Source organism: Blastomonas sp. AAP53 (assembly GCF_000331245.1).
Taxonomy (GTDB): domain Bacteria; phylum Pseudomonadota; class Alphaproteobacteria; order Sphingomonadales; family Sphingomonadaceae; genus Blastomonas.
Genome location: NZ_ANFZ01000006.1, coordinates 526785 through 543020, shown reverse-complemented (window position 1 = coordinate 543020; position 16236 = coordinate 526785). Strand labels below are relative to the sequence as shown.

The 16236-nt window shown below is 61.2% G+C and carries 14 protein-coding genes; 7 read left to right on the top strand and 7 right to left on the bottom strand.

All coding sequences use genetic code 11. From position 1 onward, the window contains the following. The first annotated feature begins 122 nt into the window (after window positions 1-122). Together phaC and D618_RS0105575 are read left to right on the top strand one after the other, a co-directional pair. A complete protein-coding gene (gene phaC, locus D618_RS0105580) occupies window positions 123-1940 on the top strand; it encodes a class I poly(R)-hydroxyalkanoic acid synthase (protein ID WP_017670512.1) in 1818 nt (605 codons plus the stop codon). Window positions 1941-2115: 175 nt separating this feature from the next. Beyond that, window positions 2116-2985 (top strand): phasin family protein, encoded by an 870-nt coding sequence (locus D618_RS0105575; protein ID WP_017670511.1) that lies wholly within the window; start codon window positions 2116-2118, stop codon window positions 2983-2985. Between the two features lie 86 nt (window positions 2986-3071). On the opposite strand, the gene D618_RS19650 is transcribed toward D618_RS0105575, so the two are convergent. The 3 genes from D618_RS19650 to D618_RS0105565 form a co-directional block, all read right to left on the bottom strand. Continuing rightward, window positions 3072-3695 (bottom strand): HEPN domain-containing protein, encoded by a 624-nt coding sequence (locus tag D618_RS19650; protein WP_152414539.1) that lies wholly within the window; start codon window positions 3693-3695, stop codon window positions 3072-3074. Further along, window positions 3692-4885, bottom strand: a complete 1194-nt coding sequence (locus D618_RS19285; protein ID WP_040370308.1) for a DUF262 domain-containing protein — start codon at window positions 4883-4885, stop codon at window positions 3692-3694. Before D618_RS19285 ends, D618_RS19650 begins: the two co-directional genes overlap by 4 nt. Window positions 4886-5178: 293 nt before the next feature. Then, window positions 5179-5490 carry a hypothetical protein gene (locus D618_RS0105565; protein WP_193746678.1) on the bottom strand — a complete coding sequence of 104 codons (312 nt, stop codon included), beginning with the start codon at window positions 5488-5490 and terminating at the stop codon, window positions 5179-5181. A 1-nt stretch (window position 5491) separates the two neighbouring features. Between D618_RS0105565 and D618_RS19840 the strand changes: the two genes are divergently transcribed. Together D618_RS19840 and D618_RS18935 are read left to right on the top strand one after the other, a co-directional pair. Further along, entirely contained in the window at window positions 5492-5659 is a 168-nt protein-coding gene (locus tag D618_RS19840; protein ID WP_017670508.1) for a hypothetical protein, read from the top strand. 147 nt (window positions 5660-5806) lie between these two features. Then, window positions 5807-6676 (top strand): sterol desaturase family protein, encoded by an 870-nt coding sequence (locus D618_RS18935; protein WP_152414538.1) that lies wholly within the window; start codon window positions 5807-5809, stop codon window positions 6674-6676. A gap of 105 nt (window positions 6677-6781) precedes the next feature. Here D618_RS18935 and D618_RS0105550 read toward each other — a convergent pair whose 3' ends face one another. Continuing rightward, window positions 6782-9313 (bottom strand): FtsX-like permease family protein, encoded by a 2532-nt coding sequence (locus D618_RS0105550; protein ID WP_017670506.1) that lies wholly within the window; start codon window positions 9311-9313, stop codon window positions 6782-6784. Beyond that, window positions 9310-10020, bottom strand: coding sequence for an ATP-binding cassette domain-containing protein (locus tag D618_RS0105545; RefSeq protein ID WP_017670505.1), 711 nt, complete (start codon window positions 10018-10020; stop codon window positions 9310-9312). Before D618_RS0105545 ends, D618_RS0105550 begins: the two co-directional genes overlap by 4 nt. A 53-nt stretch (window positions 10021-10073) precedes the next feature. Between D618_RS0105545 and D618_RS0105540 the strand changes: the two genes are divergently transcribed. The 3 genes from D618_RS0105540 to D618_RS0105530 all read left to right on the top strand — a co-directional run bounded on the left by D618_RS0105540 (window position 10074) and on the right by D618_RS0105530 (window position 14616). Next, window positions 10074-10742, top strand: coding sequence for an arylesterase (locus D618_RS0105540; protein WP_017670504.1), 669 nt, complete (start codon window positions 10074-10076; stop codon window positions 10740-10742). Between the two features lie 144 nt (window positions 10743-10886). Then, complete coding sequence (locus tag D618_RS0105535; RefSeq protein ID WP_017670503.1) at window positions 10887-13556, top strand: TonB-dependent receptor; 2670 nt, start codon at window positions 10887-10889, stop codon at window positions 13554-13556. Window positions 13557-13569: 13 nt separating this feature from the next. After that, entirely contained in the window at window positions 13570-14616 is a 1047-nt protein-coding gene (locus D618_RS0105530) for a tyrosine-protein phosphatase (protein ID WP_152414537.1), read from the top strand. Between the two features lie 62 nt (window positions 14617-14678). Here the strand turns inward: D618_RS0105530 and D618_RS0105525 are convergent, their stop codons facing one another. Together D618_RS0105525 and D618_RS0105520 are read right to left on the bottom strand one after the other, a co-directional pair. Next, window positions 14679-15191 carry a DUF2239 family protein gene (locus D618_RS0105525; protein WP_026091338.1) on the bottom strand — a complete coding sequence of 171 codons (513 nt, stop codon included), beginning with the start codon at window positions 15189-15191 and terminating at the stop codon, window positions 14679-14681. Window positions 15192-15352: 161 nt separating this feature from the next. Continuing rightward, on the bottom strand, window positions 15353-16204 hold the full coding sequence (locus D618_RS0105520) for a universal stress protein (RefSeq protein ID WP_017670500.1): 852 nt from the start codon (window positions 16202-16204) through the stop codon (window positions 15353-15355). Window positions 16205-16236 lie beyond the last annotated feature (32 nt).

Genomic DNA, 16236 nt, shown 5'->3' with positions numbered 1-16236 from the left:
GTGCGTGCGCGTGTCGAGCAAAAGCGGGAGGCTTTCTCTTGCGCCGAAGGGCGGATCAGGGACTTATCTTTACGGCTCCACGCTGCTAGGACGCAGTTAAAGAACAAAAGCGAGAGAACACGATGCCAGGCGAAACCGACATCACGGCCCCGGGCCTGCCCACGCTGGAAGAGATGCAGCACTGGACCTGGGTGGTCGGGCGCGCGCAGCAGATGATGCTGGAACACGCCGCAACCCTCGCGCAGCAGACCCCGATGGACATGAGCGCCTTCACCGACCCGCAGGCGTTCCAGGCGCGTCTCCCCGCCTGGATGGGCAGCATGCCGCAGGCGATGCTCGACGCGCAGGCCGACATGTGGCGCGATGGCATGGCATTGTGGCAGGGCTTCATCGGCGCGATGACTCCGCCTGCAATGCTCGCCGAACATGAAGGCGGCCCGCCCACGACGCCCGCGCAGGTCCCCGAGCTGCGCAGCGACCGTCGCTTCGCCGCGCGCCAGTGGCACGACAACCCGGTCTACGCGCTGATCCAGCAGAGCTATCTGATGGTCTCCGAACAGATGCTGCGCGTCGCCGACCGCGTCGATGGGCTGGAGCCCAAGCAGAAGGAGAAGATGCGCTTTGCCCTGAAGGGGCTGATCGACGCGTCGAGCCCCGCCAACTTCGCGCTCACCAACCCTCTGGTCATGGAAAAGATGGTCGAGAGCAAGGGCGAGAACCTGCTCAAGGGGCTCGAGCACATGCTCTCCGACATGCGCAAGGGCCAGCTCACCCATACCGACCCCAATGCGTTCGAACTCGGCCGCAACATCGCGGTGACGCCGGGCAAGGTGGTTTACGAGACCGATCTGTTCCAGCTGATCCAGTACGCGCCTGCCACCGACGAGGTGGTCGAGATCCCGCTGGTGATCTTCCCGCCATGGATCAACCGCTTCTACATCCTCGATCTCAACCCGCAGAAGAGCTTCGTGCGCTGGGCGACCGAACAGGGCATCACCGTGTTCATGGTCTCGTGGAAGTCCGCCGATGAGAGCATGGCAGAGGTGATCTGGGACGATTACGTCAAGGCGCAGATCGAGGCGATCGACGTGGTGCGGGCAGCGCTCGACGTGCCCCATGTCCACACCATCGGCTATTGCGTCGCGGGCACCACGCTGGCGGCCACGCTGGCGCTGCTGGCGAAGCGCGGCGAGGCCGAGCGCGTCAAGTCGGTCACCTTCTTCACCGCGCAGGTGGATTTCGAGAAAGCAGGCGACCTCACGCTGTTCGTCGATGACGAGCAGCTGAAGCTGGTCGACCAGCTGGGCGCCAAGGGTTTCCTCGACGGGCGCTACATGGCCGCGACGTTCAACCTGCTGCGCGGGCGCGACCTCATCTGGAACTATGTGATCAACAACTATCTGCTCGGCGAGGATTATCCCCCGTTCGACCTGCTGCACTGGAACGGCGACACCACCAACCTGCCCGCCAAGTGGCACAAGTCGTACCTCAAGGACCTGTACCGCGACAACCGGCTGGTCCAGCCCGGATCGATGAGCGTCGATGGCACGCCGATCGACCTGCGCCTCATTGAAACGCCGGCGTACATCCAGGCGGGCAAGGAAGACCATATCGCCCCGCTGGAAAGCGTCTGGCGGCTGACCGATCACCTCTCCGGCCCCACCCGCTTCGTGCTGGCAGGATCGGGCCATATCGCAGGCGTGGTCAACCCGCCGTCGATGCAGAAATACCAGTACTGGACCAACGAGCAGCCGGTGAACGGGCTCGAGCATTTCATCGCGGGCGCGAAGGAAACGCGCGGCAGCTGGTGGCCCGACTGGATCGAGTGGCTCAAGGCGCATGCCCCCGCCACGGTCAAGGCCAAGGGCGCGCGCATTCCCGGCAAGGGCAAGCTCAAGGCCATCGAGGATGCGCCAGGCCGTTACGTCAAACAGCGCTGAGCGGCTTGTGAGCGCGTCCGCCCTGCGCTAGGATCACGGGGCGGATAACGGCAGCTTGTGTCTGCGTATCCTTGCAGCTTTGCACTTTTGTGCAGTGCAACATTTCCCTTGACGCAGCCCCCTCGGATCACTATTGTGCACTGCAGCATAACGCAGCAGATGAGTGAAACCGACCATGTCCGATCAGAGCAAGACGCCTCCCGCGCCCAAAGCGGTACCGGCCAATGCGGCTGCTGCCAGCGTCACGCCCGCAGCTGTTCCGGCAGCGAAGGTGGAAGCGCCCAAGGCTGAACCTGCCAAGCAGGCCGCTCCTGCCAAGGCGATCGATACCGTGATCGCCGAAGCCCTGGCCCCCGCTGCCAAGCCCGCGCCTGCGGCCAAGGCCAGCATGGCCGCCCCCGCAGCGCTGGCCCAGCCCGTCGTTGCAAAGCCCAAGGCAGCCAAGCCTGCCGCACCAAAGATGGCCAAGCCCGCCGCGAAACCGGCAGCGCCCAAGGCCGCGAAAACGAAGTCCGCAGTTACCACATCTCCGGTTGCCGCCAAGGCCGCCACGCCCGTGAAGAAGAAGGAATCCACCATGACCACCACCGAAACCATGACCGCCGAAACCAAGAAGGCCGCCGAAGCCATGACCGATCGCGTCAAGGCGCTGATGGGCGACATGTCGACCCGCGCCAAGGGTGCCTATGAAAAGGGCACCGAAATGGTCTCGCAGGCCACCGAATTCAGCAAGGGCAACGTTGAAGCCCTGGTCGAATCGGGCAAGATCGCTGCCAAGGGCGCGCAGGAAATGGGCCAGACCTATGCCGAAGACACCAAGAAGGGCTTCGAGGAACTGACCGCCGCGCTCAAGGAAATGACCACGGTCAAGTCGCCCACCGAGTTCATCGAACTGCAGACCAAGCTGGTCAAGAAGAGCTTCGACACCGCCGTCGCCCAGACCTCGAAGAACAGCGAAATGTTCCTCAAGCTGGCCGGCGACGTCTTCCAGCCAATCTCGAACCGCGTCAGCGTCGCGGTCGACAGCTTCAAGAAGGCCGCGTAACCTAACGCCCCTTCCCGCTGGGATTTAGAAAAAGCCGCTCCGGGCAACCGGGGCGGCTTTTTTAATAAAAATCAATATAGAGATAATTATCTCATACGCATCCGCAATGCCATGCACACAGCTTCATCATAAGCAACAATACTCTCTTTGATTGTCGCCAAATCAGTTTGAACAGAGGTCAGAGTATCATTCCGTTTGACCTTAAATTTATGCGCCACGTCGCCACGTTTTTGCCCAAACGAGTTGAGATTACTCCTTAAGACAACGTCGACACTCAGTGGATCAACACCGATTGGCATTAGAATTTTATCTTGGTCGCGATCGGTAATTCCATTGTTAGACTGCACAACGGACCGATAGCGATTAAAGGCTTCCTTTGAAAACTCATCAATATTTGACACAAGCTCAGACGATATTTTTGACTTACTTTTTTCCGATAGCTCATTCACCAATTTAGACGATATCAAAGCGACTAACGTTTTCGTCAGAATACCAGTAGATGAAAAAATCTCTCGTGACTTTAAAGCAGCATCAAGCCCTAAATCTTCAACATACTGCTCAAGTGCGGCGTGGCATAACAGTATGTATGACTGCAGCTTTAGATGCTGCAAGTCGGTTTGACAGCCCAACATGTTTATACCTCCGGTGATCAGCTTTGCTTTATTCAAAGATCTGATCAAAGTGCGGTAATGAGGTGTAGGGGATTTCATTTTATATCAGGGATGTTCAGATGGATACCAGTTAACGAACGGACCGCATCATACCAGATTTCAAAACGCTTGCGGGTAGCATCAGGTGATTTGGTTGTGGACTCCACGGCTTTGACAAACTCAGGACGCTGAGTACAAATTTCTTGATACAATTTCTCCATTTCTCCCAGATTAGCCTCAACCCATCCACGAACATCGGCGTGGGAAAGAGCACCGACCAAAACGTCGAATACTGCACGATTAAATCGACTTTCATAGGTACCATCAACGTATTTTCTACAAAAACGTTTTATACCAAACTCTGCTACACCTGCTTCTATTCCGGCATTCATATTACCCAACAGGTTTCTGTAATAACGCTCTTGATCGGGATCGACCGAAAAATCGGAATTTTTTAAATTACAAAATTCATCAAGAAATTTCTTTAGATCACCTGCATACTGTGTTTGCTGATCTCTAAATGCTAAGTACCTAATTGCAAGTTCGACATCAGACATACGAGCATCAGGCTGGCGCTTGCTAAGAATGCGATGGATTGGTCCAATTTCTTCAGTCCATGAAATAATGAATTTTAAGAAATCACCTGGCAGTAGCGACATTCTTAACTCCATTGGAGAAAGTTTAACACTCCCAGAATTGAGACGGTAAAAAATCTCATAAAGAACAGATTCGCTATCCCATCCTCGCAGGACTGTAGTCCTTAAAGGCTCATTTTTTAATCTATCAGCCCAGTCATCAACAGTCTGCAAATCAGTCCAATTTTTTCCTTCCAATTCCTTTAGTATTCTTAAATCCTTTAATCTAAACAATCGACCATCATAAGATCTTCCATCAATAAACTCTTTAATGGTTGTCAGCCTTTGCTTTCCATCTAAAACCAAAAAGGCATTTTTCTGTCCAGCTTTGGACGCAAGCAATATTTGTGGTATTGGTATACCTAGTAACAATGACTCAATAAATTGTGACTTAGCCTTTTGTCGCCAAACATTCCGCCTTTGATATGCTGGATCGAGCTGCAATTGCCGACCTATCAGATCGTATATGGTGCTAACCGTCCAGTCGCTGGGTGCGATCACTAATTTCTCGAAATCGCTAGCGGCAACTTGAATATCATCTGCATTCTCAGCAGCAGACTCATCTTCAAAATCATCACGGTCGTCCCATGCAAGCTCGATTTCGTCGGCAACCATCGACATTCCCTTTTGTTAGATAAAATATTTGAGCATTTTGGCCGTGCTGCGTCATAGTCACAAAATGGTGTGCCGCGATGTTAGGATTGAATTTGTATCGATGCAACAATCTCGCAGCATCAAGTGCTAGTCGCCAATTATCTGTGCAGCTTTGGCCCACCGCAGTTGGCATCTGGTCTGCTAAGGACTCGGGAGACTTGGCCTCAGGCTTGGGAGGAGCAAATCACGCGATTTTGCCAACGCGTCCGACCTAAAGGTATTCATCTTTCGAACATGGAGACCCACGGGGCCCCTCACAACTGCCGCAACGCCCGCGCAGGTCTCGCCGCCAGCACCGGCAGCGAGTCCGCGATCCACAGGCCCAGTGTCAGCAGTGCGCCGCCGCCCAGGGTCATCAGCACCACGGGCCAGTCGGGCAGCCAGTTGAAGCTGAAGATCTGCGTAATCACGTACCACGCCGCCGTCAGCCCCAGCGCGAGCAATCCTGCGAGCAGCCCGTATTCCAGCGCCTGTGCCGAGAGGATCTGGCTGCGCGTCGCGCCCAAAGCGGTCCCGGCCAATGCCGCTGCTGCCAGCGCCACGCCCATAGCTGCTCCGGCAGCCAAGGTGGAAGCACCCAAGGCTAAGCCTGCGCAACAGGCTGAGCGCGCCAAGGCCATCGACAAGGTGATCGCCGAAGCACTGGCCCCGGCTGCCAAGCCCGCGCCTGCGGCAAGCGCTGGGTTTGACGACATCCATTTCATCGACGCGATGACCGAGGGGGGTGTCGGATGACGATCTCGCCGAGCGAAATCCTGAGCCTTATCTTCGAGAAACAGTGCCCAAACGGGCTTGCTGACTCGCCTGGCTGGAGGCGCCGGTAAATGATTTGTTGACAACAACCAGGCTAAGCCACTCCGCGAACGCTTGCGGAGATGGTGCTTGGAATTCTCGCTCGATCCAATGCGGTTATGGGAGCTGCGATCCTTTCAGGTGATCGTCGGCACGGCGGCTGTCACACTGCTGATCGCGCTGGTCGGCGGATATCGGGTGCTGGTGTCGCGCAAGGCGCTGGCCAATAGCGGCGTCAGCGTGCTTTTCTGGTTCAGCAACCTGGTGCTCATGCCATGGCTAACGCTGGCCACTGCCGGCTTTCTCATGGCCTATGACGCGCTTGGCCTGCCAGGCCTGTCGCCTTCGGTCTGGCATGCAGTGCCGTTCCCGCTGCTGGTGCTCATCGCCTTCGTCGCCAAGGAATTCTGGCTCTATTGGTCGCATCGCTGGCTGCACAGCCGCTGGGGCTGGCCGATCCACGCCATCCACCACAGCGATACCCATGTGAATGGCCTCACCCAATGGCGCATCCACCTGCTGGAGGCGGTGGTGATGCGCCTGTTCGCGCTGGTCATGATCGGCTGGATGGGCCTGCCGCCGGCCGCCGCCGCGGCGAGTACGCTGGCGGTGCTGCTCCATTCGGCCTATGTCCATTCGCCGCTGGATTGGGACCATGGCCCCCTGCGCATGGTCATCGCCAGCCCGCGCTTTCACCGCTGGCATCATCTCGACGCCGAGCCCGCCTACAATACCAACCTCGCTAATGCGCTGCCGCTGTATGACTGGCTGTTCGGCACCTATCGCGCCCCGCACCACATTGATGCTCCCATGGGTGCCAAAAGCGCCGGTGTGCCCGACACCGATTTTGTGGCCCTTTGGATGTACCCGTTCCGCGAATGGGCGCGGATGATCGCGGATGCGGCGGGCGTTCGGGTACGACCGGAAGCGAAGCCGCCGGGTACTCCGGAAGGGGCTTGAAGACGGTCAGCGGCATCCGACGTTCGTGACCCAGAATTCAAACGACCGGCTCCGCCCGCATGGCGCCCAAATTCGGTTCCCCTCAAAAAGACCCCAGTCCCAATCTCACAACTGCCGCAAAGCCCGCGCAGGCCGTGCCGCGAGCACCGGCAGCGATCCTGCGATCCCCAGGCCCAGAGTCAGCAGTGCGCCACCGCCCAGGGTCATCAGCACCACGGGCCAGTCGGGCAGCCAGTTGAAGCTGAAGATCTGCGTGATCACGTACCACGCCGCGGTCAGACCCAGCGCCAGCGCGACCAGCGCCAGCAATCCCGCGAGCAGCCCGTATTCCAGCGCCTGTGCCGACAGGATCTGCCCGCGCGTCGCGCCCAGCGTCTTGAGGATCACGCTGTCATAGATCCGCGCTTGCCGCGACGCGGCGATGGCGCCGATCAGCACCGCGATGCCGGAGAGGATCGCGATCGATCCGGCGGCGGCGATCGCGGTGGCGATCTGGGTCAGGATCGTCGAGACCTGGCCGATGACATCGCGCACCTCGATCACCGAGGAGGACGCGAACGCCGCCAGCACCGCCTTCGAGACCGCGCGCTCCTTGACGTCGGCATCGGCCATGCCCTTCAACGACACCGTCGCGGCGAGGTTGTGCGGCGCATCGCGCAGCGTGTTGGGGCTGAACACCATCACATAGTTGAAGCCCATCGTGTCCCAGTTGATCTGGCGCAGCGAGGCGATTTTCGCCGTGAACTCGCGCCCCAGCAGGCTGACGGTCAGCATGTCGCCCACCCTGAGGTCGAGGATCTGCGCCATCTCGCGGTCGACCGAGACGAGCGGCGGGCCGTCATAGCCCTTGGGCCACCATGTCCCCTCGATCAGCTCGCTGCCCTCGGGCAAGGTGTCGGCATAGGTGAGCCCGCGCTCACCGCGCAGCACCCAGGCGTTGTCGGGAATGTCCTTCAAGTCGGCGACGCGGATGTTCTTGTAGCCGGTGACCGTGCCGCGCAGCGAGGGCACGGTGTTCACCGCTGCGCCGGGGGCGGCGGCTTCCACCACCTGCCGGAACTGCGCTGCGCCCGCCACGGGCACGTCGAGCACGAACAGGTTGGGCGCTTCCTTGGGGACAGTGCGGGTGATTTCGTTGGTGAGGCTGGTCTGGATGCCTGCGAGGATCACGAACAATGTCAGCCCCAGCCCCAGAGCCACCACCAGCTGCCCGGTCTGCGCGCCGGGGCGGTGCAGGTTGGCGAGCGCCAGCCGCAGCAGCGGTGCCTTGGGGCGCGGCAGCTTCGATGCGGTCCAGCGGATGCCCCAGCCGATCCCGGCAAGCATCACCAGCACGCCGCTCGCCGCCGCCATGAACCACGCGGAGAACACCGCCTCGCGCGCGGTGACCAAAGCCAGAATGACGACGGCGGCGATCCCTGCCCCCACCGCGATCGATGTCGCGCGGTCGGGCCAGCGGTTGCCCTCGATCAGCGATCGGAACAGCCCGGCGGCGGGAATGTGCCGCGCGCGCGCCAGCGGCGGCAGCGCGAAGATGAACGCGATCAGCAGGCCATAAGCTGCGCTCACCAGCAACGGCAGCGGATGGATCGCAAAGCCCGGCTTCACCGGCAATATGTCACCCGCCGCCGCGATGATCGCAGGCGGAATCAGAGCGCCCGCCACCAGCCCGCCGAGGATCGCCAGCGCCGATACCGCGAGGATCTGCACCAGATAGATGCGCAGGATGTCGCCCGAGCCTGCGCCCAGGATCTTGAGCGTCGCAATCCCCTGCCGCTTGGTGGCGAGGTACGACGCGACGCCATTGCCGACGCCGATGCCGGCGATCACCAGAGCGGCGAGCCCGACCAGCGAGAGGAACTGGCCCATGCGTTCGATGAAGCGCGAGGTGCCTGGCGCGCCGCGATCGCGGTCGCGCAGCTCCAGCCCGGCTTCGGGGAATTTCGCCTTCAACCGGTCGATCGAGGCGACAGGGTCGGCGAGCGCGCCCACCTTCACGCGATATTTCGCCTCGTACATGCTGCCCGGCTGGATCAGCCCGGTGCGCTGGATGCCGAGATCGGAGACGAGCGCGACGGGGCCGAGCGTGAAGCCCTCGCCCAGCCGGTCGGGCTCGTCGGCGATGATGCCGCGGATGGTGAACTGCGCCTCGCCGAAGCGGATCTTGTCGCCGGGCTTGAGGTCGAGCCGGTCGGCCAGCCCCGCGCCGATCACCGCGCTGCCCGGATCGAGCGGCGCGTATTGGCCTGATCGCAGCGTCACGGTGCCATAGAGCGGATAGTCATAATCCACGCCCTTCAGCTCGGCGAGGATGGCATCGGGGCCAGCGCCTTCAGCGCGCGGCGCGATCCGCTGCCCCATCGCCTGCATCCTTACGGTTTCGGAGACTGTACCCTCTTGCTCGAACGCGGCTGCTTCGGCCTCGCTCGCCATGCGCTGCGACATCGTGACCTCGAAATCGCCGCCCAGGATCACCTGGCCGCGCTGCGAGAGCTCGCCGGTGATCGATGCGGTGAGGCTGCCGATGGTCGCCAGCGTCGCAACGCCGAGGAACAGGCAGACGATCAGCAAGCGAAGCCCCCGGAATCGCCCGGACAAGTCGCGCCGCGCGATGCGCCAGATCTGCGCCCAGGTCATGCCGCGCCGCCGGCACGATCCGCGATGATCAGGCCGTCGCGCATCTCGATGACGCGGTTGCAGTGCGTGGCGAGTGCCGGGTCATGGGTGATGATCAGCAGCGTCGCGCCGCTCGCGCGCTGGCGGCTGAACAGCAGGTCGATGATCGCCTCGCCGGTGGTGCCATCGAGGTTGCCGGTGGGTTCATCGGCAAAGATGATCTCCGGCCCCGGCGCCATCGCGCGGGCAATCGCCACGCGCTGCTGCTCGCCGCCCGAAAGCTGGCTGGGATAATGCGTGACGCGGTGGCCAAGACCGACCGCCTCGAGCTCGCGCTTTGCGGTGCCGAACGGATCGTCACGGCCTGCCAGCTCGAGCGGCACCGCGACATTCTCCAGCGCCGTCATCGTCGGCAGCAGGTGAAACGCCTGCAGCACGATGCCGATGCGCCCGCGCCGCGCCCTGGCCAGGCCATCCTCGTCCATCGGCCCGAAATCGAGGCCGGCGACCATGACGTCGCCGCTGCTCGCACGCTCGAGGCCAGAGAGGATCGCCATCAGCGAGGACTTGCCCGAGCCCGATGGCCCCAGCAGCGCCACCGACTGGCCCAGGGGAATTTCGAGGTCGATGCCCTTCAATATCTGCGTCTGGTTGCCGCTTTCGCCCAGCGAGAGGGTGACATTGCGGGCGGCAATCGCAATATGAGACCGCGTCTGGGTATCGTGCATGAAATGAAAGGGCTTTCGCTTTGGGACGGAACAGCATTGTATATGGGGCGGCATTGGCGCTTGTCTATTGCACTGCGGCATGTTCGCCGTCGTCGGACGAAGCCGCAGTGCCGTCGGTCGAACGCACAGAGGCACCTGCCGCCCCCGCTGCGCTCACCGCAGATACCAAGCTGGTGATGGCCTTCGGCGACAGCCTTTATGCAGGGTACGGCGTCAAGCAGGACGAAAGCTTTCCTGCGCAGCTGGAAAAGGCGTTATCTGCCAAGGGCTTGAAGGTGTCGGTTCATAACGCCGGCGTATCGGGTGACACCACTGCAGCAGGCTTGCAGCGACTGACGTTTGCGCTCGACGGCCTGCCGCGCAAGCCCGACCTTGTCATCCTGGGCCTCGGCGGCAACGACATGCTGCGTGGCATCAGCCCTGAACAGACCCGGGACAATATGCAGGCGATGCTGGCCGAGTTGCAGAAGCGCGATATCGACGTCGTGCTGACCGGCATGATCGCCGCGCCCAACCTGGGCCAGGATTATGCCGGGCAGTTCAACCCGATCTTCACCGACCTTGCCAGGCAATATGATGCCGAACTGTACCCGTTCTTTCTCGACGGCGTGATCACCGATCCCAAGCTGATGCTGCCCGATGGCGTCCACCCCAACCCAAAGGGTATCGCGCGCGTGGTGAGCGGCATCAGCGACATGGTGGCGAGGGAATTGCGCGGCTGAGCCGCCATGACGTCACTGGTGTGACGACATACTGACAGTTTCAAGACGGTCCTGCGATGGCGTTGGCAAATACCGTCATATTGAAGCCATTGCAGAGTCATGCCCAACGCCTAGCAGCGCCCCTGTTCACCAGGGGGCTGCATCATGATCTTCAATCCACATATCTTTGCGCGGCTGCGCTCGTCCATTTCCGTTCTGGCTTTCGCTGGCATGGCCAGCCTGCCTGCCATGGCGCAGACCGCGCAGAGCGCCGATGAGGCGAATGCCGGCACGGAAGGCGAGATCATCGTGCAGGGCGCGATCATCACCGCGCAGGGGGAATCGATCGCGCAGAAGCGCAACGCCGACAACCTGATCGACATCTCGGCCGCAGACTCGGTCGGCCGCTTCCCCGACCAGAACAGCGCCGCCGCGCTTTCGCGCCTGCCCGCCGTCGCAGTGCAGCGCGATCAGGGCCAGGAGCGCTATATCCAGGTGCGCGGCGCGCCCAACCGCTGGACCTCGGTCAGCATCGATGGAATTCCGATGATCGGCGCGGACGAAGGCGGCCTCACGCGCGCCTATCGCTTCGATGCGGTGCCCGCGGTGATCCTCAGCGCGCTGGCGATCAACAAGTCGCTCACCCCCAATATCCAGGCCGAGGCGATCGTCGCCAATATCGACCTGCGCACCTTCTCGCCGCTGGCAGGCAAGGCCGGCTTTCACGTCCAGGGCGATGTCGGCTATGGGCTGATGGAGCTGGGCAACGGCGAACAGCGCCAGGGATCGATCCGCGTGTCGTACAGCGATGGCACGTTCGGTGTCGTGGCGGGCGCATCGCACTATCGCCGCGAGCAGGTGACGGACAACCGCGAGGTGGGCCGCTACGACGAACCGTCAAATGCAGCCGATACCCAGTTTGGTCCGACCGAGATCGATATCCGCAACTATCGCCTCGTCCGTGAAAACAACGGCCTGTTCGCGGGGCTGGAATACTCGCCCGCCGAAGGCCAGAAGCTCTATTTCAAGACCATCTACACCGAGTTCAAGGATGACGAGCAGCGCGACCAGTATGAGGTACGGCTCGACCGTGCGCTCTCCGGCACCCGCAACCTCTCCGGTGGCGATCTGGTCCGCGTTCCCATCACCGCGTCATTCAATCTGGGTAATTACCGTACTCGTAACTACATCAACACCATTGGCGGGGATTACGAGGAAGACGGCTGGAAGGTGAACTTCGCCGCGAACTATACCCGCACCGAAAATACGACATTTCTGCCGCTGGTGCAGGCAAGCACGCCGACGGCGACTTCACCTTCGGTCAATTATGATTTCAGCCGCCCCAATTTCCCGATCGTCAAGTTGTTCCAGACTGTGCCCGGCGCAACTGCGGGCAGCTTTGTGCGCGGCCCAGCGCTGGCGAATTTCGATCAGACGACGATCACTGCGGCGTCCGCGATCCTTATCCCGATCGTGCAGGACGTGTTCACCGACAGCTATACGGTAAAGCTGGACGTGGCCAAGGAGCTGGGCGACCTGACCCTGACTGGCGGCCTGCTCTATGCTGATCGTGACATCGGCGGTTTCGTCTTCTCCACCAGCAATATCGTATTTCTTACGCCCGGCGCTCTCGCCGGTACGGGGCTCAGCTTCAATCCGGCAAGCTATATCACCGACACGCCTTGGGACACCGGCTTTCCGTCGGGCCTCAATTTCAACTATGTCGACAACACCCGGATGCGCGCCGATCTCGACAATATTCTGACCACGCTGCAGCGCCAGGGGCGCTACAATCCTGCGAACAACGTGCCACCACAGAATCGCTTTGCGCTGACCGAAAAAACGCTGACCGGCTATGGAATGGCCAAGTTCGTATTCGAAGGTGGCCAGGTCATCGCGGGCGCACGCGTCGAGAATTTCAAGCTGACCAACCAGGGCCAGGCGGTCGCCAATGGCATTGTTGTCCCGCTGTCATCACCACAGGAATATACCGACATATTTCCCAGCGTGAATGCCCGTTTCGATGTCATGGACAACCTGGTGTTCCGCGTCGCCGGCCAGCGCGGTATCGCGCGCCCCAGCTTCGGCGAAATCAGGGTCAGCTCCACAATCAATGATACGACCAACCCCGGCACGATCAGCGGCGGCAACCCGCAGCTGCGGCCTGAATACACTTGGGGTGTGGACGCCAGCCTCGAATATTATATCCCCGGCCAGGGTATCCTTTCGGTCGCAGGCTTTCATCGCTGGGTAGACAACGTACTTTACTCAAACACTCAAGATGTCGGGTCGAACGCGTTCGACAGCAATGGCAGGGACCGCTCACAGTATCAGCTCACATCCAGCTTCAACGGCAACAGCGGCGAGCTTTACGGGGTCGAATTCAACTATCAGCAGCAATTCACCTTCCTGCCCTCGCCGCTCGACGGTTTCGGCTTCCAGGGCAATCTCACGCTGCTGGAAGGCAGCTTTGATACCAACCAGCGCCAGGACATAGGCTTCCCCGGCACGTCGGACACCATCGTCAATGCCTCGCTCTATTACGAGAAATACGGGCTTTCGGTGCGTGCCAGCTATCAGTGGCGCTCGGACTATCTGGAATCACTTTCGATCGGTACCGGTGGCGGCGTAGCGACCGGCGACGAGTTCCGCGGCGGCTATACCAATGTCGATGTCGCGATCCGCTATGACATCACGCCCAACATCAGCCTGTTTGCCGATCTCAACAACTTGACCGACGCCAAATACACCGCATTCCAGGGGACGCCAGCTCGCCCGACCGAAGTCGAGCAGATCGGTCGTCGCTACCTCGCCGGCATCCGCTTCGGCTTCTGACAGGAGAGAACACATGCGCATGAAAGCCGCCTTGGCCCTGATGCTGCTGGCAAGCACCGCCCCTGCCCTTGCGGTGGACAATGTCACCGTGGCGCGCATCGATGCCCAAACGGTCAAGGTCAGCTGGCAAGATAGCGACCCAGTCGACATCATCGTCACCGATACGCCGGTAGCCGCAGGGGCAGCGGTGCCGGTGGTCAAGGCCAGTCGCAAGGGCGAGGCGATCATCGCCCTGCCCGCCACAACGCGCCAGTTCGTGGTCCTGCGCGATGGCGGCGATGCCTCGCTGATATTGGCCGCAGAACGCGAACTGCCGCTCGCCAAGGGGTCGAATTTCCGCGATCTGGGCGGCTACAAGGGTGCGGGCGGCAAGACGGTGCGCTGGGGCAAGGTGTTCCGCTCGGGCGCGCTGCCGCTGCTGACGGAAGAAGATTACACGCTGCTCGGCGGGCTCAATATCGGCACTATCGTCGATCTGCGCTCGCTGGAAGAGCGCGAGGTGGCCGCAACGCAACTCGACGACCGCACCGGCGCGCTGTTCATCTCGAACGACTATTCATTGAAACCCCTGATGGCCAATATGGGCAGCATGAAGGGCGAATATGTCTATACCGGCATGGAGAAGCTGCTCGCGCCGCAATATCGCTCGCTGTTCAAGCGGCTGCTCGCCGATGACGGCGCGGTGATGTACCACTGCTCGGCGGGGCAGGACCGCACCGGGATCGCCTCGGCGCTGATCCTCAGCGCGCTGGGTGTCGATCGTGCGACGATCCTGGCGGACTATCACCTCTCCACCCAGTTGCGCCGCCCGCAGAACGAACTGCCGCCGCTCGACCCGGCGCTGTATCCGACCAACCCGATCGTGCAATATTATGCCGCTGCCGCGAAGAGACCGGGCGGGATCAAGGCCGAGCCGCTTTATTCCGCCTCGGGCGCATCGCACCTCGCGCAGTTCTTCGAGGTGATCGACCGTGATTACGGCGGTGTCGAAGGCTATCTGGCGACGCTGGGGATTACCCCGGTGGATGTCGCACGGCTGCGATCGCTGTATCTGGAATAGAGGCCCAACGGTTCAGGACCTCTTTGCGGATTGCTGCAGCGGAAGGCCGCTGGACGCTCGGCTCAGCCGCCTGGCGGCTGCACAGCGCCAATCAGCAGCTTGCGGATATAGCGCACTATGTCCGCTGGCCAGGGCTCTACCCGTGCAAGGAAATCACTGTCCTGGGCCGCATAGAGCGCACGCAACGCGTCCTCATAACCCGGCATGTCGCCACAGGCAGCCTGCATGAACCGATAGACGGCGTCGCGGCGCTGGCGTTCGGTCTGCCCCCCGCTGCGCGCTGCATCAACCAGTCGCCGAAGCGCGGCGGAGGCACCGCCTGGCTGGTCCGACAGCCATTCCCAATGGCGTGGCAGAAGCGTCACCTCGCGTGCCTTCACACCCAGTCGCGGGCGACCGGCCGCTTGCGCTGCAACCGCCTGGTAATCCAGATCTGTGACGCGACCGGTCTGATCATCAAACACCAGCACCGCGCCATCATGCGCGATCAGGCTGTCACGGATCGTCCTGACAACCTCGTCCCTGCTGCCTGAGGCAATCTGCCGCGAACCCAAGAATGCCGTTAAAATTTCCATGTCCCCAAAACCCCATCGTGATGGACATGGCATTATACCCGGATAAAATTCTTGTCAATACTATCCGGGTAAAATGGCATCGCCCCCAAGTCTAAAGGGGGCAAGCCGGTTCACCGGAGCCAAGCCGGAGCCCTTGCGGCTCAAGCCGCCCGTTGGTTGCGCTATCTGAACAGCAACACCGATATCTGCCCTGAGCGGATCATCTGCGTCGTGGTGCTGCCGACCAGCATGTTGCGCAACGGGCTGTGGCCATAGGCACCCATGACAAACAGATCGATCGCGCGCTCGCTGGCCAATTGCTGCAGCACGCCATCGGGCGAGCCCTCGCGCTGGATCGCCTTGACGCCCGCGCGTCCGGTGAACTGGGTCTGGGCCCAGTCGATGTGCGCGGCGTTCTTCTCGGTATAGCCGCCCACCAACACCACGTCGATGTCGAGCCCGCCGAACAGCGGCGAGGTGGAGACATATTCGAGCGCCTTGCGGCTGGAGGGGCCGCCGTCGAACGCAATCGCGATGCGCTGGGGTCGCTTGAAGACCCTCGTCGCTACAAGCACTGGCTTGCGGCTCTGGCGCACCACGCGCTCGACCTTGCTGCCCAGATGGCCCTTGGCGAAATTGGCCTGCGCGCCGCGCTTGCCGATGATCACGATGTCACTGAACGTCTCGCGCTCCATGATCGTCTCGACGATCCCGCCCTCGCGCTGCGTGGTCTCTACGCGCGTGATCCCCAGCTTGCGCAGCTGATCGGTGGCAACCTGCAGCAGCAACTGCCCCTGACGGTCCGCCAGCCGCCCTTCGGCCTGTTTCAATGACAAAATCTCGTCGAGCAGCCCGGGCTTGCTGGCCAGATCCATGGTATCGCCCAGCTCCTGCCGCGCCTCATCGGCGTCGTTGCGCTGGATCACGTGCAGCAGCTCCACCGTTGAATCCAGCCGCTCAGCGGCCCAGGCGGCGTGTTCACACACGGTTTGCGAATAATGCGATACGTCGAGGCAAGCCAGCAGGCGCTTCATGTCTCTCTCCTGTTCGTTTTATTGTTCGGGCA

Excerpts from the sequence above, each read along its gene's own strand:
- phaC (WP_017670512.1), top strand. The coding sequence starts at position 123 with ATGCCAGGCGAAACCGACATCACGGCCCCGGGCCTGCCCACGCTGGAA.
- D618_RS0105550 (WP_017670506.1), bottom strand. The coding sequence starts at position 9,313 with ATGACCTGGGCGCAGATCTGGCGCATCGCGCGGCGCGACTTGTCCGGG.
- D618_RS0105575 (WP_017670511.1), top strand. The coding sequence starts at position 2,116 with ATGTCCGATCAGAGCAAGACGCCTCCCGCGCCCAAAGCGGTACCGGCC.
- D618_RS0105530 (WP_152414537.1), top strand. The coding sequence starts at position 13,570 with ATGCGCATGAAAGCCGCCTTGGCCCTGATGCTGCTGGCAAGCACCGCC.
- D618_RS19285 (WP_040370308.1), bottom strand. The coding sequence starts at position 4,885 with ATGGTTGCCGACGAAATCGAGCTTGCATGGGACGACCGTGATGATTTT.
- D618_RS0105545 (WP_017670505.1), bottom strand. The coding sequence starts at position 10,020 with ATGCACGATACCCAGACGCGGTCTCATATTGCGATTGCCGCCCGCAAT.
- D618_RS19650 (WP_152414539.1), bottom strand. The coding sequence starts at position 3,695 with ATGAAATCCCCTACACCTCATTACCGCACTTTGATCAGATCTTTGAAT.
- D618_RS0105535 (WP_017670503.1), top strand. The coding sequence starts at position 10,887 with ATGATCTTCAATCCACATATCTTTGCGCGGCTGCGCTCGTCCATTTCC.
- D618_RS0105525 (WP_026091338.1), bottom strand. The coding sequence starts at position 15,191 with ATGGAAATTTTAACGGCATTCTTGGGTTCGCGGCAGATTGCCTCAGGC.
- D618_RS0105520 (WP_017670500.1), bottom strand. The coding sequence starts at position 16,204 with ATGAAGCGCCTGCTGGCTTGCCTCGACGTATCGCATTATTCGCAAACC.